Annotated in this window: 22 protein-coding genes; 8 read left to right on the top strand and 14 right to left on the bottom strand. The window is 66.8% G+C overall.

The window, feature by feature from the left end:
- Window positions 1-55: 55 nt before the first annotated feature.
- A complete protein-coding gene (locus tag ACTWPB_RS29080) occupies window positions 56-1,237 on the bottom strand; it encodes an AAA family ATPase (RefSeq protein WP_446223633.1) in 1,182 nt (393 codons plus the stop codon).
- A gap of 109 nt (window positions 1,238-1,346) precedes the next feature.
- Here ACTWPB_RS29080 and ACTWPB_RS29075 point away from each other — a divergent pair, with 109 nt between their 5' ends.
- The 5 genes from ACTWPB_RS29075 (at window position 1,347) to ACTWPB_RS29055 (ending at window position 6,936) form a co-directional block, all read left to right on the top strand.
- Window positions 1,347-1,598, top strand: a complete 252-nt coding sequence (locus tag ACTWPB_RS29075) for a hypothetical protein (protein ID WP_446223632.1) — start codon at window positions 1,347-1,349, stop codon at window positions 1,596-1,598.
- A 360-nt stretch (window positions 1,599-1,958) separates the two neighbouring features.
- Window positions 1,959-2,489 (top strand): C40 family peptidase, encoded by a 531-nt coding sequence (locus ACTWPB_RS29070; protein ID WP_446226530.1) that lies wholly within the window; start codon window positions 1,959-1,961, stop codon window positions 2,487-2,489.
- Between the two features lie 3 nt (window positions 2,490-2,492).
- Window positions 2,493-2,879 (top strand): RNA-binding S4 domain-containing protein, encoded by a 387-nt coding sequence (locus ACTWPB_RS29065; protein ID WP_446223631.1) that lies wholly within the window; start codon window positions 2,493-2,495, stop codon window positions 2,877-2,879.
- Between the two features lie 548 nt (window positions 2,880-3,427).
- A complete protein-coding gene (locus ACTWPB_RS29060; RefSeq protein WP_446223630.1) occupies window positions 3,428-4,315 on the top strand; it encodes an MBL fold metallo-hydrolase in 888 nt (295 codons plus the stop codon).
- A gap of 248 nt (window positions 4,316-4,563) precedes the next feature.
- Window positions 4,564-6,936: a flippase-like domain-containing protein gene (locus ACTWPB_RS29055; RefSeq protein ID WP_446223629.1), complete on the top strand. Its 2,373-nt coding sequence runs from the start codon at window positions 4,564-4,566 to the stop codon at window positions 6,934-6,936.
- An 88-nt stretch (window positions 6,937-7,024) separates the two neighbouring features.
- Here ACTWPB_RS29055 and ACTWPB_RS29050 read toward each other — a convergent pair whose 3' ends face one another.
- The gene (locus tag ACTWPB_RS29050) at window positions 7,025-7,372 is read right to left on the bottom strand and encodes a hypothetical protein (RefSeq protein ID WP_446223628.1); all 348 of its coding nucleotides are present in this window, start codon (window positions 7,370-7,372) and stop codon (window positions 7,025-7,027) included.
- A 297-nt stretch (window positions 7,373-7,669) separates the two neighbouring features.
- On the opposite strand from ACTWPB_RS29050, the gene ACTWPB_RS29045 reads away from it, so the two are divergent.
- On the top strand, window positions 7,670-8,443 hold the full coding sequence (locus ACTWPB_RS29045; RefSeq protein WP_446223627.1) for a GntR family transcriptional regulator: 774 nt from the start codon (window positions 7,670-7,672) through the stop codon (window positions 8,441-8,443).
- A gap of 369 nt (window positions 8,444-8,812) precedes the next feature.
- Here the strand turns inward: ACTWPB_RS29045 and ACTWPB_RS29040 are convergent, their stop codons facing one another.
- The 9 genes from ACTWPB_RS29040 to ACTWPB_RS29000 form a co-directional block, all read right to left on the bottom strand.
- A complete protein-coding gene (locus tag ACTWPB_RS29040; protein WP_446223626.1) occupies window positions 8,813-9,937 on the bottom strand; it encodes an NAD(P)H-dependent flavin oxidoreductase in 1,125 nt (374 codons plus the stop codon).
- 44 nt (window positions 9,938-9,981) lie between these two features.
- Window positions 9,982-11,334, bottom strand: coding sequence for a WS/DGAT/MGAT family O-acyltransferase (locus ACTWPB_RS29035; RefSeq protein ID WP_446223625.1), 1,353 nt, complete (start codon window positions 11,332-11,334; stop codon window positions 9,982-9,984).
- A 258-nt stretch (window positions 11,335-11,592) separates the two neighbouring features.
- Complete coding sequence (locus tag ACTWPB_RS29030) at window positions 11,593-12,468, bottom strand: hypothetical protein (protein ID WP_446223624.1); 876 nt, start codon at window positions 12,466-12,468, stop codon at window positions 11,593-11,595.
- 139 nt (window positions 12,469-12,607) lie between these two features.
- On the bottom strand, window positions 12,608-14,308 hold the full coding sequence (locus ACTWPB_RS29025) for a cutinase family protein (RefSeq protein WP_446223623.1): 1,701 nt from the start codon (window positions 14,306-14,308) through the stop codon (window positions 12,608-12,610).
- Between the two features lie 185 nt (window positions 14,309-14,493).
- Window positions 14,494-15,639: a cation:proton antiporter gene (locus ACTWPB_RS29020; RefSeq protein WP_446223622.1), complete on the bottom strand. Its 1,146-nt coding sequence runs from the start codon at window positions 15,637-15,639 to the stop codon at window positions 14,494-14,496.
- Window positions 15,636-16,013 carry a hypothetical protein gene (locus tag ACTWPB_RS29015; RefSeq protein WP_446226529.1) on the bottom strand — a complete coding sequence of 126 codons (378 nt, stop codon included), beginning with the start codon at window positions 16,011-16,013 and terminating at the stop codon, window positions 15,636-15,638. The genes ACTWPB_RS29020 and ACTWPB_RS29015 overlap by 4 nt, the downstream gene beginning before the upstream one ends.
- 80 nt (window positions 16,014-16,093) lie before the next feature.
- Window positions 16,094-16,837: a TetR/AcrR family transcriptional regulator gene (locus ACTWPB_RS29010; protein WP_446223621.1), complete on the bottom strand. Its 744-nt coding sequence runs from the start codon at window positions 16,835-16,837 to the stop codon at window positions 16,094-16,096.
- A 110-nt stretch (window positions 16,838-16,947) separates the two neighbouring features.
- Window positions 16,948-18,036, bottom strand: a complete 1,089-nt coding sequence (locus ACTWPB_RS29005; RefSeq protein ID WP_446223620.1) for a lipase family protein — start codon at window positions 18,034-18,036, stop codon at window positions 16,948-16,950.
- Between the two features lie 84 nt (window positions 18,037-18,120).
- Window positions 18,121-18,324: a hypothetical protein gene (locus tag ACTWPB_RS29000; protein ID WP_446223619.1), complete on the bottom strand. Its 204-nt coding sequence runs from the start codon at window positions 18,322-18,324 to the stop codon at window positions 18,121-18,123.
- 280 nt (window positions 18,325-18,604) lie between these two features.
- Here ACTWPB_RS29000 and ACTWPB_RS28995 point away from each other — a divergent pair, with 280 nt between their 5' ends.
- Window positions 18,605-19,054, top strand: coding sequence for an SgcJ/EcaC family oxidoreductase (locus ACTWPB_RS28995; RefSeq protein ID WP_446223618.1), 450 nt, complete (start codon window positions 18,605-18,607; stop codon window positions 19,052-19,054).
- Between the two features lie 53 nt (window positions 19,055-19,107).
- Here the strand turns inward: ACTWPB_RS28995 and ACTWPB_RS28990 are convergent, their stop codons facing one another.
- From ACTWPB_RS28990 to ACTWPB_RS28980, 3 genes are all read right to left on the bottom strand, one after another.
- Window positions 19,108-19,410: a putative quinol monooxygenase gene (locus ACTWPB_RS28990; RefSeq protein WP_446223617.1), complete on the bottom strand. Its 303-nt coding sequence runs from the start codon at window positions 19,408-19,410 to the stop codon at window positions 19,108-19,110.
- 118 nt (window positions 19,411-19,528) lie between these two features.
- A complete protein-coding gene (locus tag ACTWPB_RS28985; RefSeq protein ID WP_446223616.1) occupies window positions 19,529-20,185 on the bottom strand; it encodes an MEDS domain-containing protein in 657 nt (218 codons plus the stop codon).
- Window positions 20,186-20,189: 4 nt separating this feature from the next.
- Window positions 20,190-21,872 (bottom strand): PucR family transcriptional regulator, encoded by a 1,683-nt coding sequence (locus tag ACTWPB_RS28980; protein ID WP_446223615.1) that lies wholly within the window; start codon window positions 21,870-21,872, stop codon window positions 20,190-20,192.
- 221 nt (window positions 21,873-22,093) lie between these two features.
- Between ACTWPB_RS28980 and ACTWPB_RS28975 the strand changes: the two genes are divergently transcribed.
- Window positions 22,094-23,233, top strand: a complete 1,140-nt coding sequence (locus tag ACTWPB_RS28975) for a glutathione-independent formaldehyde dehydrogenase (protein WP_446223614.1) — start codon at window positions 22,094-22,096, stop codon at window positions 23,231-23,233.
- Window positions 23,234-23,334: the final 101 nt, after the last annotated feature.

Genomic DNA, 23,334 nt, shown 5'->3' with positions numbered 1-23,334 from the left:
ACTCGGCCTGACTTTCTTCGACTCTCTAGCTGATGTCCTAGAAATGCGAAGATCCTCATACGCTCCGGAGATAGCGGCCGAAGTGGGGGACGGTGAACCCGATCGTGCCGCGTTCGGCCGAGTAGATCAGGCCCTTCTTGATCAGGCCGTCGCGCGCGGGGGAGACCGAGGCGGGTTTGCGCCCGAGCTCGGCGGCCACCGCCGACGTGGCGACCGGGGCGTCGTCGCCCGCCAGGTCGGCCATGGCGCGCATGTACTCGCGTTCGGCGGGGGTCGCGCGTTCGTAGCGGGAGCCGAAGAAGCCGACCGCCAGCTCCTCTTCGGCTGCGGGGGAGGCCACCGCGACGTCCTCGGCGGTGATCGGGCTCTCGGGCGCCTGATCCCAGGCGGCCTTGCCGTAGGCCTGGACGAAATACGGATAGCCGTCGGCTCGTTGGTAGAGCGAATCGAGCGCGGTTTCGGTGAACTTCACGTCCTCGCGTTCGGCGGGGGCGATCAATGCCAGGTCGGCCGACTCGCGGTCGAGGCGGTCGATACGGTGATAACTGAACAGTCGCTCCGAGTAGCTTTTCGAGGCAGAAAGCACCGCGGGCAGATGGGGTAAGCCCGCGCCGACGACGATCAACGGGGCGCCGTCCTGGCTCAGTTCGTGACAGGCGCCGCAGATCGCGGACACGTCGGCGGGGCCGAGGTCTTGCATTTCGTCGATGAAGATGGCAATGCCGATACCGATGTCGGAAGCGAGGGCCGCAGCCTCTTTGAACAGTTCGATCAGATCGATCTCGATATCGCCCGAGTCGGCGCGGCCGGTCACCGCGGGCACGTCGATGCCGGGCTGCCACCGTTCGCGCATGCCCTTGTCCGCGGTGGCGCGCAGGGCGAAAGCCTTGAGGATGCCGAGGAAATCGTCGACCTGTTCGGAGTTGCGTGCCGACATCGCGATCGCGCGCACCGCCATATGCAGTGCCGAGGACAGCGGCCTGCGCAGATCCTGGTCGGGCCTCGCCTCGATCTTGCCGGTGCCCCAGCCGCGCGAGATGGCGGCGGAGCGAAGTTGATTGAGCAGCACGGTCTTTCCGACACCGCGCAGGCCCGTGAGCATCACGCTGCGTTCCGGCCTGCCGCGGGCGATGCGCTCGAGCACTATGTCGAACGCCGCGAGTTGTTTGTCGCGCCCGGCCAATTCGGGCGGACGCTGGCCGGCGCCGGGTGCATACGGATTGCGCACGGGGTCCATGCCGGATAACCGTAGCGCGTGTGCACGGGAGAATCTCGGTAACTCTCGGCTGTGTCCTAGATACTGCTAGCGAAACCGAGAATTGTTGTCGAAACCGGAATGGAGCCCGATGTTCGAGCAACCCCAGACCACCGCGGAGATCGTCGCGAGCTGGCCGCTGCCGCAGGGCGCGCACCTGGCCGACACGATCCGGCGCGACCTGCTGGCAACGCTCGACGCGGGCTTCGACGACCTGGACCCGCAGTTGGTCGCCGCCCTGGCGATCGGGCCGCTGTTGATCATGCTGGCCAGGCTCGAGATCGACCTGGCCGACGCCCGAACGCGCATCGACCAACTCGAGCGCGCGCTGCGCGATCGGTAACGCACCGCGCGGCCGGGACGATGAAATCGTTACCCGCACCGACACGCCGGTGCCATGGCCCCTGTTCTGGGCTTTTCCGGTTGGAAGAAAACAACTTGCGTGCTTCGCTGGACAGCGCTCATCACAGGCCGTAATCTTCTCGTGACTTAGTGGAGTCTGTCGGTTCGTCAGAGAAGCGGCGCCATTGGGTCACCGCCGAATAGTCGTGATCGCCAAGCGATTCGCGACGAAGCGGCGGGAGAGTAGCAAGATCGGAGACTCGTCTCGGTGGGTAAACACAGCTTGCAGCGGGATTCTCGACTGCCGAATTCCGTCAAGGGTGCCCTCGTCCTGGGCGCGGTGGCCGCTACAACCGGTGCGATGCCCGCGATTTCGCAGGCCGCCACGATCAACATCCCCGGTCTGGGTAACTTCGATCTGCCGCCAGAGCTCGAGCAGCCGGCGCAGCAGGTCGAGAAGCAGCTGCAGGCGATGGTCGCCCCTCAGGGCCAGGCCGCACCGCAGCTCCCGAGCGTGAACTTCGAAAACCCGTTCTCCCAGCAGCAGTCCGCGGGCAACATCGCCCTCGACGCCGCCCGTGGCAAGCTGGGCGCCCAGTACAACTGGGGTGCCGCAGGGCCGCAGAGCTTCGACTGCTCCGGGCTCGTGCAGTGGGCGTACCGCCAGGCCGGCGTCGAACTGCCGCGTACCAGCTTCGAGCAGTCCCATGTCGGCGCTCCCGTCTCGTTCGACAACCTGCAGGCCGGTGACATCGTCATCACCAACGGTGGTGGCCACGTCGGTATCTACGCGGGCAACGGTCAGCTCCTCAACGCCGTGCAGTCGGGCACCCCGGTGTCCTACAGCCACCTCAGCGCCGACGACGTCGTCACGGCTCGCCGTATCGTCTAAGGGGTGACCCCCCAGCACTCCGACACCCAGGCCCGCGTCGACGCGTGGATCTGGGCGGTGCGCCTGTTCAAAACACGCTCGGCCGCCGCAGTTGCCTGTCGCGCCGGGCATGTGCGCGTTAATGGGGTTACCGCGAAACCGGCGCTGACCATCCGCCCCGGTGACGAGATCAGGGTCCGCCACGGCGGTCTCGAACGCATCGTCGTCGTCGAGCGGATCATCCACAAGCGAGTCGGCCCGCCCGTGGCCGCCCAGTGCCTGATCGATCGCAGCCCGCCGCCGCCTCCGAAGGAAGTTCTCGCCACGCTGCCGCAGCGCGAGCGCGGTGCGGGTCGGCCCACGAAACGTGAACGGCGCGAGACTGATCGGTTGATGGGTCGGTCGGACTGAGTTCGGAGCGCTGGCGTGGGGGCTCTGGTGGCCTCCTTGGGTAGACATATCGGGGGTACCCGCCCCGGGTCGTGTGGTGGCTGTGTTTTTGGAGCGCTGGCGCGCTCGAGCGGGGCCCTGGTGGCCCCGATCTTCCCTCCCTGCGGGTACTCCTTCGTCGCACCCTCCGGTCAGTCCAGATCGGGGCGGGCCCCTTTGGGTAGGGACATATCGGGGGTACCCGCCCCGGGTCGTGTGGTGGCTGTGTTTTTGGAGCGCTGGCGCGCTCGAGCGGGGCCCTGGTGGCCCCGATCTTCCCTCCCTGCGGGTACTCCTTCGTCGCACCCTCCGGTCAGTCCAGATCGGGGCGGGCCCCTTTGGGTAAAGACATACAGGGCATACCGGGTCCGGACAGGTGGTCGGATGTTGTTCTGGGTTAGTCGATCGGTGTCGGCTTGCCGCAGGTGAACCTGGTTCGGTGGTCGGGGTGTGGGCGATCGCCTACGGTGGCACGTATGGGTGAGCGCACGACGATGTTATCGACTGTTCTCGCCTGCTGTGTTGCTGTCGTGGCCACGGGGCCGCGGCTGCTCTGGCCACGCGGTGCCGATACCGCGTTTCTGGACGGGCTAGAGGTCGCTCCCGTTCCGCCCGCGCACAACACCGTTGGTCTCACCGCGCTGGTGCAGGCGGAGCTGTCCGCGCCGACGACGATCGTCGCCGAGGGGGTGTGGACGCTGCGGTCCACGCAGCTGACCATGTCGACGTTCCTCATCCGCCACCCGGACGCCACTTTCCTGGTCGACCCCGCGCTCTGCGCGGGCGTGCACCAGCGGGTACTGCCCGAGCTGCCGTTTCCGGTGCCGCTGCTGGTTGGCCCCGACAGTCCGGTGCGGGGTCTGAGCGAGGTGCTGGCCGCGCACGACCTCACCGGCAACGACATCGACTTCGTGCTGCCGACACATCTGCACTGGGACCACGTCGCCGGGCTGTACGAACTGCCCGGCCTGGTCCCGATCCGGGTGCCCGCCGTCGAATACAGCTGGGCGATGGCCGGTTCGCACGTCCCACTCGGCGTTGCCCGTGGACCACTGCGCGGCCGCGTCTTCGACCTCTACGAACTCGACGGCCCGCCCGTGCTTACCTTCGCCCGCAGTCACGACCTGTTCGGTGACGGCTCCGTCCTGATCGTCGACCTGGCAGGCCATACCCCCGGCAGCGTCGGCATCCTGCTCGCCGTCGACGACGGCTCCCGCGTCCTGCTCGCAGGCGACGCGGTCTGGAGCACTCTGCAAATCGACCTGCTCCGGGAAAAGGCGCCGCTGCTCGGCGAACTACTCGACGCCGATCGCGACCGCGCCTTCGAAACCATCCACCGCCTACACGCCCTCCCGGCCGATATCGAAGTGATCCCCGGCCACGACCGCGCCGCCGTCACCGCCCGAACCGCACCATGATCACCGGCCGTGCCCGGCCGTAACGTCAACGCGCGGATCAGAGGACGGCCGATGGCACCGGTGGTACCTGCGAGCAGAACCTGCATGATCGTTCCTTCCGGCTGAGTGGGTGTTTGTCTACCCTCTGGACGGGGTATCGCCTGCGTTTGTGACGGCCTGTGATCGGCTTCACGCCACGCGGGTACGACCGTGCTGGTTGCGTGATGTCACGGCGGGTCTGCGGCGTGTCGGTGTGTATCGTGCGGCTCATGCGAGTCGACGGTCGGGAGATCCCGGTCACGGGGAAACTCCTGCAACCGCTGATCCGGCGGACCAGTGACATCGTCCGGGTGGTGCTGGCGGGGATGGGCGTCGCCGTCGTGGTCGCGGGCTCGGTGATCACCCGGCCGGAATGGCTGGCGCTGGAACGCTCGGTCGCCAATATCGTCGGGTTCCTCAGCCAGGACCAGTCGACCATGGTCTACCTGATCTACGGAATGCTCATCCTGGCACTGCCGTTCGCCATCCTCATCGAACTCGTGCTGCGCAGGCAGTGGAAGCTGCTCGCCGGGTATGCGGCGGCAGGCCTGCTCGCCGCGCTCGCCCTGTCGATCACCGGTGCGGGCATCTCCACACCGAAATGGCACCTGCCGGTCCCGGACCGCTTCGACACCTTCCTGTCGCAATTCCTCGACGATCCACGCTGGATCGCGATGCTCGCGGCCATGCTCACCGTGTCGAGCCCGTGGCTGCCGGTGCGGCCGCGGCGCTGGATGTGGTTTCTGCTGTTGATGTTCGCGCCGATCCACCTGGTGGTCAGCTCGGTGGTGCCCGCGCGGGCGATGCTCGGCCTGGCAGTCGGCTGGCTGGTCGGCGCGGTGATCGTCTGGCTGGTCGGTACGCCCGCGCTCGAGGTGCCGCTCGACGGTGCGGTCCGGGTGCTGGCCGGGCGGGGATACACCGTGAAGGCCTTCCGGGTCGACCGGCCTGCCGGGCGCGGACCGCTGCTGCTCGCCACCGAGGTCGACGGGCCCGAAGGCGAGATCGTCGTCGAGCTGTACGGCAAGAACCAGCGCAGCTTCGGCGCGATCCGGCAGGTGTGGCGCTGGATCACGTTCCGCTCCAGCGAGACCGCACCACTGCACGGATCGATGCACCGGGCGGTGGAACATCGGGCGCTGCTCGGCATCGCGATCGGTGACCTCGGGATGGCCGACAGTCATCAGGTCGCGGTGGCGGGCTTGAATCGCGGCTGGATGTTGTACGCGCACACCATGCCTCGCGGTACGCAGATCGCGACCTTGTCCGCACAGGTACTGCCCGGGGTGTGGCGTTCGCTGCTGCGCCTGCACGAGAACCAGATCAGCCTCGGCGATCTGCAACCCGGCTTCGTGCGCGTCAGCCAGGGCGACACCCTGTTCGGCGGTTTCGCCGCCGCCGAATTCGGTTCGGCGCAGACGCAACGCCAGACCGATATCGCCCAGCTGCTGGTGACCACGACCTCGCTCTACGGCAAACACGAGGCGGTCTCGGCGGCGATCGAGGCCCTCGGTGAGGACAAGGTCGCCTACGCGGCCCGGCGCCTGACGAAATCGGCCATGTCGATCGGCATCCGCAAGTCGGTGCCACAGTGGACCAAAGTGATGGCCACCGCCCGCGAGGAGGTGCGCAGGCAAACCGGCCACGACCGTATCCAGTCCGAGCAGATCACCCGCTTCTCCCGCAACCAGATCATCCAGCTCGTCCTGCTGGTCGCGCTCGTCTATGTGGCCTATCCGTTCATCAGCCAGGTGCCGACGTTCTTCAGTCAGCTGCGCACGATCAACTGGTGGTGGGCGCTGGCCGGCCTCGCGGTCTCGGGATTGACCTACATCGGTGCCGCCGCCGCGCTCGGCGCCTGCGCGGACGGGCTGATCAAGATGCGCTACCTGGTGGTGGAGCAGCTGGCCAACACCTTCGTGGCGACGACCACCCCCGCGGGCGTCGGCGGGTTGGCGCTGAGCGTGCGGTTCCTGCAGAAGGCGGGCATGTCGACGCTGCGCGCGACCGCCGCGGTGGCGATGCAGCAGTCGATGCAGGTGCTCACCCACCTGGTGCTGCTCGTGGTGTTCAGTGTGGTGGCCGGAACCTCGAGCAACCTGGCCCACATCGTGCCCGACGCGACGGTGCTGTACCTGATCGCCGGCGTCGGTGTCGGGTTGATCGGCGCGTTCATGTTCGTGCCGACGCTGCGTCGCTGGGTGAATCACTCGGTGCGCCCGCAGGTCAAGGAAGTGCTGGGCGAACTCGCCGACCTCGCGAAGGATCCGAGGCGATTCGTGGTCATCGTCGGCGGCTGCGCCGCGATCACCCTTGGAAAGGCGCTGGCACTGTGGACGGCCGTCGAAGCCTTCGGCGGTGGCACGGATTTCGTGGCCGTCACCATCGTCGCCATGATCGGCGGCACGCTGGCCTCGGCCGCGCCGACACCCGGTGGCGTCGGCGCGGTCGAGGCGGCGCTGATCGGTGGTCTCGCGGCCTTCGGTGTTCCGGCCGGGATCGCGGTCCCCGCGGTACTGCTCTACCGCGTGCTGACCTGCTGGATCCCGGTCGGTTTGGGCTGGCCTGTGATGCGCTGGCTGGACAAGAAGGACATGATCTGAATCTTTGGAGCGCTGGCGCGCTCGAGTCGCGGCCCTTCGGGCCCCGATTCTTCCCTCCCTACGGGCACTCCTTCGTCGCACCCTTCGGTCAGTCCAGAATCGGGCGGGCCGCGAAGACAAGAATCCTGGGTGTCCCGACCTGGCCGGTCAGCTCGCTCGTAGTGCGATGACGAGGCCGTCCGAGGGGCGGCGGAACCGGTGGGACGCTGCTGGTGGTCGTCACCGGGGGCAGGGTTGGGTTGACCGTGCGGATCGGGGTCGGGGCGGGCGGCGGCGGCGTGGCAGGCGCCGCGTTGCCGCGCAGGCCGATGGTCAGGCCCTGGTTGACGCAGACATGCGGCACCGCCGTGTCGGGCTGCGGTTCGCAGGTCCAGCCGTCGACGGAGGCGGCGTCGCCGGTGCGCGGTACGCCGAGGTAGTCGGGAGTGGTTCTCAAAATTCCTCCCAGAATGTTTAGCTGCCCAGTTGCCTGCGTATTCAATCACGGTGTCGCACACTGCTGTCTGATCCAGATGAGCGCGTTGCCCGGCGAAGTATCTGCGGTTCGGGGTGTGCGCGCCTCGGCATCCGCCGGATTGCCTACCGCTTGCCGAACAAGCTGTTCGGTCGGTTCCGGGCAATGAACAGCCTGTGACGCGAACCACTCCACAGCGCGCGCAGGTTCGTGCGGGGTGGGGTTGCACCGCCTAAGCTGTCTGGGACGTAGCCCGATGATGACCGAAAGGTGTTTTCGATGGGATCCCGGACGGTGGTCGCCGACGTTGCCGATGAGTTGGCACGCCGGGTAGCTACCGGTGAGTACCGGCCCGGCGAGCTGATGCCGTCGGTGCGCCAGGTCGCCGACGAGTTCGGGATGAACCGTGCCACCGCCCAGCTCATCCTGGGCCGGCTCGAGTCCTACGGATTCGTCGAGGCCAGGCGCGGCAAGGGGTTCACCATCCGCGATGTGCGGGTGGAGGGCGGCATGGATGTCTACCGGCACCTGTTCCGGTTCTCGATCACCGCGCCCGCGGTCGCCGCCGAGATGTTCACCGACATCGTCGAGGTGGAGCGCGGCATCGTGGGCGAGGCGCTGCTCGCCTACACGGCGGGGGAGAAGGTGCTCGATCCGGCCGAGCTCGCCGCCGCCGTCGACGAGCTGGAGACGATGGCGCGCCACGCCGTGCCCGACCACGCGCGCATCATCGCCGCCGAGATCGCGCTGGTGCGCAAGCTTCTCGGCGTGCTCGACATGAGTATGCAGCGCGCGGTACTGAATTCGATCGCCGATATGGTCGTCGAGGTGCCAGAGGCGATCGCCGCCTACTTCGCCGTCGCCCCCGATCTGCATGTGCTCGTCTGGCGGGCGCTGCTCGCGGTCTGGGACGCCGAATCCGCCCCGAGCGACGCGCAACTCGCGCTGTTCGGTGACCTGTTCGCGCTGTATCACCAGAAGGTGATCGCCCGCTTCGGCCAACTCGTCGGCGAGACACCGATCCACACCGTGCCACTGAGCTCAGCTGTGTGAACTGATCAGCCGTCTGAACGGAACTGCTAGCTGTCTGAGTCGGGCTTCTTCGTCGTCGCGCCCGCGGTGTGCTGCCACGGCAGATGGTGTGGCACAACCGTGTCGATGGCCTTCGCGTATTCCTCCGAACCCATGTCACCGCCGTCCACAACCGTTGGGCAATGCTGCGGGGCGGTGTACTGAACACCGCCCCGCAGGTCAGATGCACGGAGTGTAGTGGCAACCCGCACAGTGAGCGGCCCCAGCAACCGATGGAATCGCACCAGTTCCCGAGATCTCGCAAGCACATGGGTAACTCACCGGGAACGGGCTCACCGGCGAGGCTGGGAAGCTTGCCGCGTCGCCAACTACCCCCGCACTCGGGTCTGGCTAGGAGTCCCCGGAGAGGCGGGTGAGCCGGTCGTAGGCGGTGACGTATTCCTCGACGAGGCGGTTGATCACGTCGGCGCTGCGTTCGACCTTGTTCATCATGCCGACCACCTGGCCGACCGGGTTGAAGTTCACGTCCTTGGCGGCCTCTGGGTAGCGGTGTCCGCGCTTGACCCCATCGAGGGCGACCATCATCTGCAGCGGCATCGGCAGCGGGTCGGGGGTTTCGGTGGATTCCCAGGCATCGGTCCAGTCGTTGCGCAGCATGCGGCACGGCTTGCCGGTCCAGGAACGCGAGCGGATGGTGTCGTGGCTGCTGGCCTCGAGGTAGGTCTGCATCTGCGCAGGCGGCACGTTGGCCTCCTCGACGGTGAGCCACAGCGACCCGGTCCACGCGCCCGCCGCGCCCATCGCCAGCGCCGCCGCGACCTGCGCGCCGTTGCCGATGCCACCGGCGGCCAGCACCGGTACATCGCCGATCGCGTCGATCACCTGCGGCCACAGCACCAGCGAGGACACCTCACCGCAGTGCCCGCCACCCTCGGTGCCCTGGCACACCACGAAATCGAGGCCCGCCGCCTTGTGGTTCATCGCGTGCTTGACCGAGCCGCACAGCGCGCCGATCACCCGGCCGGAATCCTGGATCCGCTTGACGACGTCGTCAGGCGGGGTGCCGAGCGCGTTGGCCACCAGCTTGGCCTTGGGATGGTTCAGGATGACGTCGACCTGCGGGCCCGCGGTGGTCGCGGTCCAGCCGAGCAACTCGTTGTGGTGCTCGCCGTCGGGCAGCGCGGGCACGTGGTGATCGGTGAGGATCTGCTGGGCGAAGTCGCGATGGCCCTGCGGAACCATCTGCGCCAGCTGCTTTTCCAGCTGTTCGGGGGTGAGCCCGTCGACGCCCTTGCCCTCGTATTTCGACGGGATCACCAGGTCGACGCCGTAGATCCCGGTGACGTGCTCGTCGAGCCAGGCCAGCTCCACCTCGAGCTGTTCGGCGGTGAAGCCGACCGCGCCGAGTACCCCCAATCCGCCCGCGTTGCTCACCGCCGCCACGACGTCGCGGCAGTGGGTGAAGGCGAAGATGGGGAACTCGATGCCGAGCTGTTCGCAGAATTCGGTACGCATACCGAACTGTAACACGTTCTATTTTGGTCGAGAATGCCCAATTTCTACAGCGCGGCATCCTCCAGCGCGGCCAGCGAGTCCTCGAGGTGATCGAGCAGTCGATGCAGGTCGGGCAGCGTGCGGCGGCAGCCGACCAGGCCGAAATCGAGGTTGTCACCGCTCGAGGTGAGGGTGATGTTCACGGCCTGCCCGTCGAGCGGGATCGACAGCGGATAGGTGGCATCCAGGCGCGAGCCGTTCCAGTACAGCGACTCGCGCGCACCGGGCACATTCGAGATGACGATATTGAACGGCGGCGTCGCCACCGAGGCGAACCCGGGCAGCAGCATCGCCGCGAGCGGACTCAACATCACCCCGGCCAACGCCAGCGTCTGCGTCGGCGTGAGCGAGCGGTACACCTCCTTGTTGCGGCGCGTCGAATCACTCACCACCCGAAGCCGTTCCAGCGGATCCGCGACATCGGTGCCCAGATTGCACAGCAGCGCCGCGACCTTCACGCCCTGGGTGTCGATATCGTCTTCCTCGCGCAACGACATCGGCACCAGCGCGATCATCGGCTTGTCAGGTAAGGCGCCGCGCTCCAGCAGATATGCCCGCAACGCACCCGCCGACATCGCCAGCACCACATCGTTGACGGTGGCGCCCGTCGCTTTCTTCACCTGCTTGACCCGATCCATCGACCAGCTGCGCACCGCGCATTTGCGGGCACCGCCGATCGGCACGTTGAACAGCGTGCGCGGCGCCTCGAACGGCAGGGTGAGCTGCTGCTGCAGCAGGCCGGTGCGGGTCGCCTTGATCAATGCGGTGGTCGACGAGCGCGCCGAGGTGACGGTATCGATCAGTCCGCCGAGCCGGGATTTGCCGGGGCGCGCCGGGCCGAGCTTGCGCGGCAGGTTCCACGGCCGCATCAGCTCGGTCGCGAACGGGTCGGTGGTCAGCGTGCGCCGCATCAAGCGCTGGGCCGACACACCGTCCACCAGTGCGTGATGCATCTTCGAGTAGAGCGCGAAGCGTCCGTCGGCCAGGCCCTCGACGAAGTGCAGCTCCCACATCGGGCGATGCCGGTCGAGCAGGGCGCTGTGCAAGGTCGACGCGTGGTCGAGCAGCTGGTCGAATTGGCCCGGTCCGGGCAGGGCGCTGCGCTGCACGTGGTAGTCCAGGTCGACGTCGTCGTCCTGGGTCCACGCCATCTGCGGTGCGCCCAGCCAGGTGGCGGGCCGCTTACTGAAAGTGGGCCGAACGGTCTTGTCGGCCAACAAGGTGTCGCGGAACTCGCGCAGATATTCGGGCCCGGCGTCCTCGGGCGGTTCGAACAACTGCAGTGAGCCGACGTGCATCGGGTGCTCACGAGATTCCGCGAGCAAGAACAGCGCATCCAACGGCGCGATGAGATCCATAATAGATCGCCCCCTGACGAGAGTGGGTCGGTGCTAAGTCTTCAGACGATCGACCACGCTGTCGGGTACGGCACCCCTGCGTACCGTACACCCAAGTTACCCGGCCGTTCGGTGTCGCGTCAGCTGAACGCTGAGACCATCATGAACTCCATGGTGTTCACCGAATGTTCAATTCGCGGAACAGTACTGGATGCTAGAGCTGATTAGAACACAGCGGGCCCGCGACACCAGGTGTCGCGGGCCCGCTTCTTCGAGGGGTCAGACCTTGACGGTCTGTGCTTCGCGCAGGTCGACGGCGTCGCGCGGATCGTCTTGCTGCGGTGCCTCGGTCGCGGGCAGTGCCTCGGTCGCGTGCGGCGGCTCGGCGAAGGGCTGCGGCTCGGCGGCGGGCTGCGGCTCGGCCGGCTGCGCCAGCTCGGCCGGCTCAGTGGGTCGTTCCTCGACGGCTTGCTCGAATTCGGCTTCCGCCGAGCCGGTTTCGGCAACCACCGGCTGAGGCAACGGAACCGGATCTACGCCAAAACCTTTCGTGGCGATCTCGATGCCGAGTTCGATGCGTGTCGTCTCGACCAGCGCCCGCTCCTGCTCGGCGGCGTGGCGCATCGCCTTCTGCCACAGCGAGGCCATCTCCTCGAGCTCCTCGACGGTCGCCTCCACGTCGATGTGCAGCTTCAGCCGCTGCATCGTGATGTGCTGGGCGGCGGTGAGGGTGCGCAGCAGGTCTTCGCACTTGTTCGGGATCCGGCGATGCGCCACCACCCGCAAGCGAGTCAGCATGCCGCCGGGGCGATCCCAGATCACCTTGTGAATCTGGGCGCCGACGCTGTCGATCTCGTCGGCCGTGACCAGATCCCATTCACCGCAGGTGGTCAGATCGGCGCGCACCGAGGCCGAGGTCTCCAGGATCGAGGCGACCGCGGCGAGCACCGCCTCGCGGCGCCACGCCTCGTGATCGCGCTGGTCGCCCACCATGTTCGACAGCTCGACATTGCGCTGCGCGGCGTCGAGTGCCTGCCTGCCGCGCTCGTCGGCGGCCGCGATTCCTTCCCGGTGGGTTCGGTTGTTGGCGATGACGCCGACCAGAACTGCGCCGGCGACGGGGAGCGAGCCGAGGAGTGGGAGCCACTGAGTCACCAGGCGATCATTGCACCGGTGCTCGCAACAGTCACCATGATCGGCGCGTTGGTATCGATGTCGCGTGTCAGCCCGGCGCCGGAAAATCCCCGGTGCGCAGCGGTTCAACGCTGCCCACCGGGGATTTCGTGGTGTGTGACTAGTTGGCCGACGGGGTGGTCGTCGGGGCAACCGTGGTGGTCGGCTCGACCGTCGTGGTGGGTGCCACCGTGGTGGTCGGTGCCACGGTCGTGGTGGGGGCCACGGTCGTGGTCGGGGCGGGGGCGGCCGCCTGGTTGGTCGCCGGTTCCGGAGTGGTGGTCGACGGGGTGGTGGTCGACGGGGCCACTGTCGTGGTGCTGGTGCCCGTCGTCGACGTGGTGGTCGGCTTCGGACTGGTCGTCGACTTCGCGGTGGTCGACTTGGCCGTACTGGTCGGCGCGGTGGTGGTCGTCGCAGGCTTGGTCGGAGCTGCCAGCGCGGCAGCGACCGAGTCGTCGTCGGGTGCGGCCTTGGTGTCCACCGTCTCGCCCGCCTGCGCCTGCTCGGCCAGGTGCGTCAGCCACGCCGCGGCGTACTCCGCCGAGGTCAGCGGCTTGCCGTTCGCGGCGTCGGAGTCACGCCAGTAGTCGAAGTGGTGACCGGTCCCGTTCGGGCCGAGGGTGAGCTGGTACGGATCGTTCATCACCACCGGGATCGTGTTCTGGTTCGTCACGATCAGCCCGACGATCTCGTTGAAGATCTTCTGCGGCAGGTACGCCAGCGGCGAGAGCTGCTCACCGGCGATCACGTCGGCCTTGGCCGGCGTGGTGGTCTGACCCGGCTGGTAATCCGGGTCGGAGACCTTCAGCAGCACGTCGAGGAAGGTCTCGTCGCTGGCCATCCAGTTCGGGTTCGACCCGATATCGGAGAACGCGGCCATCGCGATCCGGCCCAGCGTGAACGCCATGTCCTGGCCCATCGCCGGGGTGATCGCGGTGATGCCGTTGCGCTCCAGGTCGGCGCGCTGCAGTTCGTCGATATTGATCTGACGACCCACATTCGCGGCCAGCTGCAACAGGGAGATGTTGTCCGGTGCCGCGCAGGTGAGGTCGCCCTCGGAGCAGAAGGAGGCGATCTTGCCGTTGAGCGCGCCGAAATCAGCGCCCGTGGTCACGCCCTGGCCCGAGATCGGCGTCTTGCCGTCCTGGTACTTCTGGTCGAAGTTGTCGGGGCGCGCGAACGGGTCGTCCGCACCGAGGAAGGTGCCGTCGCCGGCCTTGCGGCCCGGATCGGCGAACATCACCACACCGAGCACGTCGTCCGGGTTCACGGTCGCGTACCCGTCGGCGGGGTCGTCGTTGCCGATGCCCTCGGCCACGCGACGCACCACATCGGCGCCCTCGCTGTAGCCGACGATCGAGAACTTGGTGTCCGGGCAGGCCGCCGAGATCTCGCGCATCACCTGCTGGGTGTTCTCCACACCACGGTTGACCGCGTCCTCATAGCTCGCCAGATCGGCCGGGTAGGCGATGTACACCGCCGCGTACTCACCCTCGGCCACACTCTCACGCGGCGCGTTCACCACCGGATCCACCCACACACTGCTGTGGTCGCCCGACAGCGCGGCAGGCAGCGGATTGCCGTTGGCGTCGAGCAGCATCGCCGTGGTGCCCTCGACCGGGGTGTCATTGCGCCCGGCTACCGAGATGGTCACCATCTCGCGGCACTCGGTCACCGATGTCGTCAGCTCGTAGCTGGGGGAAGCAGGCTGCGATGTCACCGCGAACGAGGCGGCCACGATCGCCGCGACCCCCAGCGCCGCAGGCGCGGCAACAGCCGAAGCAATGCGATGTTTCGCAAGAAACTCACGCAGATTCATATGGTGATCCCGTTCGAATGACCTACAGGTGGGCAGGCCCCCCGACGGGCCGCATGTCACGAACGATGTCGTGCTCACCAGCAAGATCGTTACTGCCGCGAACAGGAACCACTGCCCCCATTTCCGGGGCCATGCGTTTCAGCTATCGAATATCAGCGCCGCCGCGCTCCCGCGAACGCCTGTGTTCACGGGCCTGCCGCGGTTGCCGGGGCCTTCGCCGCGAGCCGTCCGGCCGCCATCGCCGCCGCCGCGATGGTGCACAGCGTCGCCAACATGATCGCCGAGCCCTCGCCCGGCACGAGCACCCCCAGCTGACTGCCGACGGTCACCGCCGCGACCGGCACCCCGATCTGCGCCGCGGCGAGTGTGCCATAGGCCACCGGCTGGCCGAGCAGGCGCGCCGCGCAGTGCACCCCGACAGCACCGAAGCCCAGGGCGAGGCCGAGCAGGATGAATCGCGGATGTTCCCCGAACTCCCGCAGATCGAGCCGAGCGCCGAGCCACACGAAGAACAGCGGAGCGAGCAGTCCGTCGCTGATCGCGAACACCTGCTTGGCCACCCGCCGCGGCTCGCCGACCCCGGCCACCGCCAGGCCCGCCGCGAACCCGCCGAGCATGATCGAGACTCCCATCTCGCTGGCCACCCCGCACAGCGCGAACACCAGAACCAGGCTCACCCGCAGTTCGAGCGTGAACTTCCGGTCCTCGGACACCTCGTGCACCTGACGTTGCGCACCCGTCTTCTGTAGATAGCGCAGAACGAAGAACATCACAACGGCACACAGCGCGACGACCACCGCACCGATCGCGGCTCTGGCCGCGTTCGCCGGGTCGATCACCAGCGGCAGCGCGACGATGCAGGCGGTGTCGGCGATGGCCACCTGCGCGGTGAGCGCGAGCACCGGTGGCCCGCTCAACCGCATCGAGTCGATGATCGGCAACGCCATCGCCGCCGACGACGACGCCATCAGCACCGCGTACACGGCCGCGTTCCCGAGATCGAACGCCTGCGCCACCGCCCAGCCAGCGACCGCCGCGACCACGCCGACCAGTACGGCCCGCGCCGCCCCGCTGCCGAGCGCGGTGCGGACCCGCGGATCACGCACGGGCACGTGGGTCCCCGCGGCGAACATCACCAGCGCGAAGCCCATGTCGGCGAGGAACACGAAGATCGGGTCGGTGGGGTCGAGAATGCGAAGACCGGTGGTACCGAAGATGATTCCCGCGATCAGTTCGCCGAGCAGCACCGGCAGGTACAGCTGCTTCGGCAAGGCGAGCAGCGGCCCGAGCAACCCGAGCGCGACCACCAGCGCCAGGGTCGCGAACGTCATGGCATCGTGGCGATCTTGGCGGGAATCTCGATGTTCTCGTCGGCCCAGTACAGCGCGCACACGCGGTGATACCCGTCGGCGATCAGCATCGGCACGTTCCGGCGGCAGTCACCGCGCACCAGCAGGATCGGCGAGAGCTTCTTGCCCTCGTTCACCTTGAGCAGGTCTTTGCGGACATGCGGGTTGTCGGGGGTGAGGGCATCGAGCTGGGAGGCGCGCAGAATGTCCTTGGCCTTCTTGACGACCACCGGCGCGGCCATGAGCTCGGCCACGATCGCGTCGACCATCGTCTTGTCGCCCAGTAGTTCGAGATAGTCGGCGGCAGCGGGATAGTCATGGTCTTCGGGCGCGGACTTCCACTGCACCTGCAGGATCGGGTCGGTCATCGACCCATCATCCGCCGCGTCCAACCGGTTTGCCGAGAGGTCGCTATCTGTCGGCGATCCGACGGTGTTCAGTTGGTGTCGGCCGAGACCGGCGGGTCAACGGGCAGGAACATCGACAGGATCGTGGGGTTGGCCATCACGATCTCCATCAGCTTGTAGCGTAGCTCCGGCGGGACGAACTCGGCCAGCGCCTGCGGGTCGGCGAGGATCGAGTCCATGATCTCCTCGCGGATCCGGATGGTCGGGTCGACGCGGATCGCGCTGATCACCGCCCCGATGTAATTGGTCACGATGAGCTCGCGGACTTGGTCGCGGGTCAGGGCGTCGGTGTGCAGCCAGTGCACGACCAAGCCTTCGATCGATGCGATACAGCCGGTGATCGCCGCGCGCAGAACGGGACCCGCTTCCGCCCCGGTGAGCTCGAGCGCCAGTTGTTCGGTGATCTGGTCGAAGCTCCGGTCCCTGATCTGGCGGACCTGGATGTCGGCGACATCGGCGACCATCAGCTCGTAGCCGCCAGGATGTTGCTCCGCCCGGTCGAGCAGGCTGTCGATGAAACGGTTGAGCCACTCCAGCGCCGGTCCCCGCGTTGCCAGGATGTCGGCGCGGAACTCGTCGAAGGCTTGCTCGATGACGGCGAGATAGAAGCCGCGCTTACCACCGAAGTGGTAGCTGATCGAGCCCGCGGCGACACCGAGGGTGCGCGCGAGGTCGACGATCGAGACTTCCTCGTACCGTTGGTGGCTGAACGCATCCCTGCCCGCGTCGAGCAGCGCCGCTCGCGCCGCCTCCCCGCGTCGGTTGCCCGCCACTGAACCTCCGCCCTTGAACAGTCGTCGAAGACTGCTCGAGTTGAAGATATGTCCCGTCCCGCCGAGACGTCAAACCAGCTCCGCGCAGCGCGATACCCCCTGCCACGGCCTCACGATGCGAGCTCTGAGCTCGGCTTTCGGTCCGCTTCGGCGAAGCGATCGGCAAGAAACGCGAACCCGGCACGGGCGAATCGCGGTGCCGAGGTGAAGTGCCCACCGCGCCGGATCCGGTGTTCGGTGATCTCCACGCCGAGCGCGCGCCAACGCTGTGTGAGCAGCTCGGTCTGCCGGTAGGCAACCACCCGGTCGCGCTCGCCGTGGCCGACGAGCACGGGCGCGGCCGGCGGCAGATACCCGAGGCCGGCCTCACGGATCCGCTTGATCCACGCCGGATCCGCGAACGGGTCGGTGCTGAGATAGAAGGTGCGAGATTTGGGCAGGATGAACCCGGCCGCGCCGAGCAGCAAGGGGTGCAGTCGACGGGCGAACGGCATCATGGACTTGCCCGGGGTGTTGAGGCATCGTTCGAGGTCCAAGTCATCGAAGCTGGCCGCCAAACCCATCGCCGCGTACATGAGCAGGAACACGCCCGCGGTGTGATCGAGGCTCTTACCCATTTCCATGAGGTCGGCGGGCGGAGCGCCGACGGCGACACCGGCCAACGGCAGATCCGGGGCGTAGGAGGCGCTGAGCTGCGCGGCCCAGGCGGCAGCGTTCCCACCTTCGGAGTAGCCGTAGATCCCGTACCGGCTCACCTGCGTGGATCGGGTTCCGAGCAGAAACCGCGCGGCCCGCATCACATCGAGCAGCGCGCGGCCATTGGTCGGACCGATCACATAGGGATGGGTTCCCCGCGTGCCGAGTCCGGGGTAGTCGGTGACCGCGACCGCCCAGCCGCGAGCGAGCGCGAGCGCGATGAACACGCCTTCGTATTCCAGTCCCTTTTCGAGCAGCTGTGACACCGACGCCGAACGCGACATTCCCTGCGTGCCAGGGGCGAAACCGACGAGCGGAACAGACCCGGAGCTCTGCCGGGGAATCAATATCGCGCCCGACACCGTGATCGGGTTCCCGGCCAGATCGGTCGAGCGGTACAGCACGCGATACGCGTCGGCACGCATCGTGATGCCAGGGGCGATCCGCGCCGTCATCGTGCGGACGCGCAGCACCTCCCCGCACTCGGCCCGGCTGACGGTCATGTCAGGAAGATCTCGGTAGAACTGTTTGCGGCGCCCGCACCCGGTCGACATCATCGTCATCTTTCGGTTTCACATCAGGTGAGATCAGCGCCGCACCGACGCTGTGATTCTGTCGAACCGCGAGAAACCGCCGAGAAGCTCGTCGTTGCCGAGCGATTCGCGGTCGCGGTGATAGTTGTTGACGACCGTCAAGCGAGCGCGCCGTTCGACCACGGCACCGGCGATGATTCCGGCGCAGCCCGCCCCGATGATCACAACACTGGGGTCGCGGGATGGCACCTCGGTCATCGAGAAGGTCCTTCCGAAAAGCGGTGAGATTCCACGGTGTCGGGCCCGTTGGGGCGGTCACGCCACTCCCTCCATGGCGTGCACGTCTCAACGGGTGATCGCCCCGACAGTCTCAGACTGCCACATGTATTGAATCGAATTCAAGAACTGGTGGAGAATCGTCACCGAATGCAGCGCGAACAGTCGCCCACCGCCCAAAATGCTGAATCGAATTCAAGCAGGACAGTCGCAGCCTCTCCCCTCTTGACCTAAACCGCTGTTGAGGATCGAGAGTTCTCTCATGAGCACGAACATGATTCAGCCCCCGGTCGTCGACGACGCCACCGTGGACCACACCGCCGACATCGCCGCGATTGGCCAGATCATCGCCGACACGCAGACCGCGTACAACACCAACGACGCGGAACTCATGACCGCGCAGTTCACCGCGAACGCGGTGGTGGGCAATGCGGTCGGCATGCTGATCACCGGCCACGACGCGCTGCTCGACGCGAACCGGCGCGCGCTGGCCGGATTCCTGAAGGACGAACACGTCCGCTACGACGTCATCGACGTGGCCTTTTTGCGCCCGGACGTGGCCATAGCCCACAAAACAGCACGCGCCACCACCGCCGACGGCACCCTGATCGACACCGAACCGGCAATGGTCGCGCTCTACGTACTGGTCAAGCAGGACGGGCAATGGTGGACCGCAGCCCGGCAGAACACCCTGGTGCCGTCAGCAGGGTGACCGTGTTCGATCGGACGGACCCTCGCACGCCCGCGCACCGCTGAGCCCCGACGTCAGGGCAGCTTGGACGCCAGCACGTCGAGGTACTGGATATCCGGCGGATTGATGAACAGCTCGTCGGCCTTCGCCCCGAGCGCCTGGCCTACCTTGCCCTGCAGGTGGGCAGTCCGTCCGGCGTCGTCGGGGAAGACGTCGAAAATGCCGTAGATCGTCGGCCCTAGCTTGATGGCGAACCATGCGATGGTGTCCGGCTCTTCATCGACGAGTGCGCGTCCGGCGTTGAGGAACTTCTCGACGTCGGCCTCTTTGCCTGGTTTGGCCTCCAGGGTTACTAGCAGCCCTACCGTGACGCTCATATCCGGTCTCCGTTCTGGTGGTCGTAGTTGCTTCAGCAGTGCCAGCATGCTGTTGGCTCGCGAGTCAGCGCTTCCACCCGCCAGGACCAACCCCGGCCTGGATCATCGGCCTGGCAGGTTATTCCACGCTCTGGTAGTAGGGATTTTCCACCACCACTCCGCTGATCCACACCTTCGGATGCGCCCGCATCACCGCGAAGATGACGTTTCCGCCGAAGCGGTCCAGGTCGTACATACACACGCAGGATTGTGGGTAGGACCGGGCCCATTCGGTGGCGCGCGTCTCGTAGTCGGTCAAGTCGTCGATGAACGGCGCCGAGACCAACGGCAGACCCCAGCTCATGTCCGCGACGACACGGGCGAAGTCGAGGTTGTCCTCCTCGAACGCGCTTCGAGACCAGTCGTGGAGAAAGGCGAGCATGGGCTCCGGCGTGAATGTCCCGGTCCGCATATGCGCGTCGCGCGGCTCGGTCACCACGAGTCGGCTGACGTCATGTTCGGGAGAAAGCGACGCGACCAGTTCGCCGCCCTCGCCATCGGTCGCCAGGCACAGGCAGGCGTCGCCGGCTCGCAGGCCCGCCTTCAGGAAGGGCATCATCAACCCGTCACGCTCGTCCCGGCCGCGATACAACGCGCAGATGTGATCGTGTGGCTCGGCGGGCAGTCCACCGACTTCGACTGATTGCTCATTCATCGTGTCCTCCGTAAAAGACATCGGATGCAACGCTGGTGCCCGCGCGCGCTGGGCAAGAACCGAAGCCGTGGTCGGCCCCATAGGGTCAAGGATGGCGGGTTCTGGACGTACTCTGCAGGATCTGCCAGGCCCTGGTGGCGACGTGCAGATTGAGTCTACTGTCGACGGCGCCGAGATCGTGGCCCGTCAGCTCGCGGATGCGGCGCAACCGGTAGCGCAACGTGCTGCGATGGATCCGCAGCGCGCCTGCGGTCGCATCGTAGTTCCCACCACACTCGAAGTACTGCCACAGCGTTGTTACCAGTTCGGCTTTGTGGGAGGCATCGTAATCGATGAGCGGTCCGAGCCACTCCCGGACGAATTCGGCGACCTGGTCCCCGTCGGCAGCGCCCAGCAGCCGATAGATGCCCAGCTCGTCGAACGTGGTAACGCCGCTGGGCGACCCCGAACCCTGCCGGATCGTGAGCGCCTGCACAGCTTCGGCGTAGGACCGCGGGAGTTCCGACGGTGCGGCACACAACCGACCTACTCCGACGGCCCCATCCGTGGAATGCACCGCCTTGGCCACACGCCGGTGCAGTTCGTTCCAACGGTGCGAGTCCCCCACACCCTCCGGTCGTGGAGCCACCAGCACCACCTCGCCGGCCCGGCGCGCGAGCAGCGGTCCAGCCTCCAGGATCCGCGTCGCCGCCTGCCGAACTGCCCGCGCAAGTGTTTCGTCACCAGCCAGTCCTCGCCACTTGACGACCAGCACCTGGTGAGGTCGCTGGAGGTCGTGACCAAGCGCGGACGCGCGCAGCAGCGCACTCTCGTCGTCGGTCCCGCCGATCAGGTCGTCGACCAGGTCCCGGCACAGCCGTAGTTCGGTCTCAGCCACTCCGCGCTGGTGTGCCAGTTCCATGGCCAGTACCACGGCGCCGTGTTCGAGCGCGAACACATCGTGCTGCCCGGCCCGCTGGTCAGGGTCTATCAGAGCGAGCACACCGAGGACGTCGCCGCGCGGTTGCGCCACTGCGACGAACCGGTCGCCCTGACGCAAAGCGCGCCCGCTGCGCCGGACATCAGCCAGCAGTTCGACCCGACGGCGAGCCGACGGCAGTGGATAGTCACCGGGCCGGCCCGGGCCACCCCAGGCACGCAGGTAGCCAAACCGATCCTCCACCGCGACAGGCAGCTGGGTCAGTTCGAAGAGTGCCTCTGCGATACCCGCTTCCCCGGCACCGGCGGCGGCCACTGCGGTGAGCACCTCGTGGATGCGGCTCCGATGCTCGAGATCGGCCACCAAGGTGGTGAGCCGCTCGTTGAGGTCGCGAAGTGTCGTTGCGGCTTCTTGCTCGCTGCGGTAGAGCCAGGCGCTCTGCAAGGCGGCCCCCGTCTGCTGAGCAAGAGTTCGCAACAAGAACCGCTGATCTGCGGAGGGCTCGGCCGGCGCGGAGACCACCAGATAGCCCGCGTGCCCACCAACCGATCGCAGCGGATAGGCCCACGCCCACGGTGCTGTCGAGAGGGTGACCGGGCCGTCGGCTCCGCCCAGTGTGGCCAGCCGATCCAACAGGACATCATCGCCGTGCACAGCGCGTTGCGTCTGGTCCCGGGTCAGGTAGGCACCCTCGGCCCTGCATCGGCCGAGCGCTTTCACCGAACTCACTGCCAGCTCTAGGATCTCCCGCTCGTCGAGCCGGTCGAACATCACCATCGACAGCGCGAAAGCCGCGGACAGATTCGACATCTGCCCGCGCAGCGCGCGGATCAGCTCACGATCGTCCATCGAAACACCTCGGCAGGGGCCCTGCGTTTTCGAAGAATGGTCACCGTGACAGTACCGCTGGTGCGGCTTCGGCCCGGCAGACCCAACGCGGAGCCGATCATTCGTCCTGTCGGGCGGATGCGTCGGCGGCAGTGGATTTGGGACGGTTGGACAGGTAAGCCGCTGCATCGTCGCGGGCAGGCGGCACGCCCAACCCAGCAGGCTATCGAGGGAGAATCGACATGAAAGCGGTTGTGTACGACGGGCCTCGTGAGGTTCACGTCAAAGAGGTGCCCGACGCAAAGATCGAGGCGCCGACCGATGTGCTGGTGAAGATCACCAGCACGAATATCTGCGGGTCTGACCTGCATATGTATGAGGGCCGCACCGATCTGGACCCAGGGATGGTTCTTGGTCACGAGAATCTCGGGATCGTCGCCGAGGTGGGCAGCGGGGTGGTCTCGTTGTCACCGGGGGATCGGGTGTGTCTGCCGTTCAACATCGGCTGCGGCTTCTGCCGTAACTGCGAGGCCGGTCTCACCGCATATTGCCTCACGGTGCACCCGGACCCTGACATGGCAGGCGCCGCGTTCGGCTTCGCCGGGATGGGGCCGTTCTGGGGCGGGCAGGCCGAGTACCTGCGCGTGCCGTTCGGCGACTTCAACTGCCTTCGGTTACCCGAAGACGCCCAGGATAAAGAAGCCGACTACGTGATGCTGTCGGATATCTTCCCGACCGGATGGCACTGCACGCGATTGGCGGACCTGGAGCCCGGCGATTCGATGGTGGTATTCGGGGCAGGCCCGGTGGGACTGATGGCGGCGTACTCGGCGGTCCTGCAAGGTGCAAGCAAAGTGATGATCGTCGACCGACACCCGGATCGTTTGAAACTGGCCGAGGAAATCGGTGTCATCCCCATCAACGATGCCGACGGCGACCCGGTCGAACAGGTCCTCGAGCTGACCAACGGCAAAGGTGCCGACAAGGGCTGCGAATGCGTCGGGTATCAGGCACATGACCCGCAGGGCAACGAGGATGCGGCCCTGACGATGAACGCGCTCGTCAATTCGGTGCGTTTCACCGGCCACATCGGGGTGGTTGGGATCTTCTTGCCGCAGGACCCCAACGCGTCGGACACATTGCAACAAGACGGCAAGATCGCATTCGACATGGGCACGTTCTGGTTCAAAGGACAGAAGATCGGGACCGGGCAGGCCAACATCAAGCACTACAACCGGCAGCTACGCGACCTCATCCATGAAGGCCGGGCCACACCGTCGTGGATCGTCTCCCACGAACTGTCGTTGGACGAGGCCGAATCCGGCTACCAGCATTTCGACGCCCGCGACAACGGCTGGACCAAAGTCGTACTCCATCCGTGAGCCGGCCCCCACCGAGAGGAGCGCAACAATGGCAACGACACTGCAGGGCAAGCGGATCGCGAGCCGCGCGCCCGACGACCTCCCCGCGTTCTGTCAGGCCA

It is taken from the genome of Nocardia sp. IBHARD005, assembly GCF_052814245.1.
This window is presented reverse-complemented; position numbering and strand designations above follow the sequence as displayed.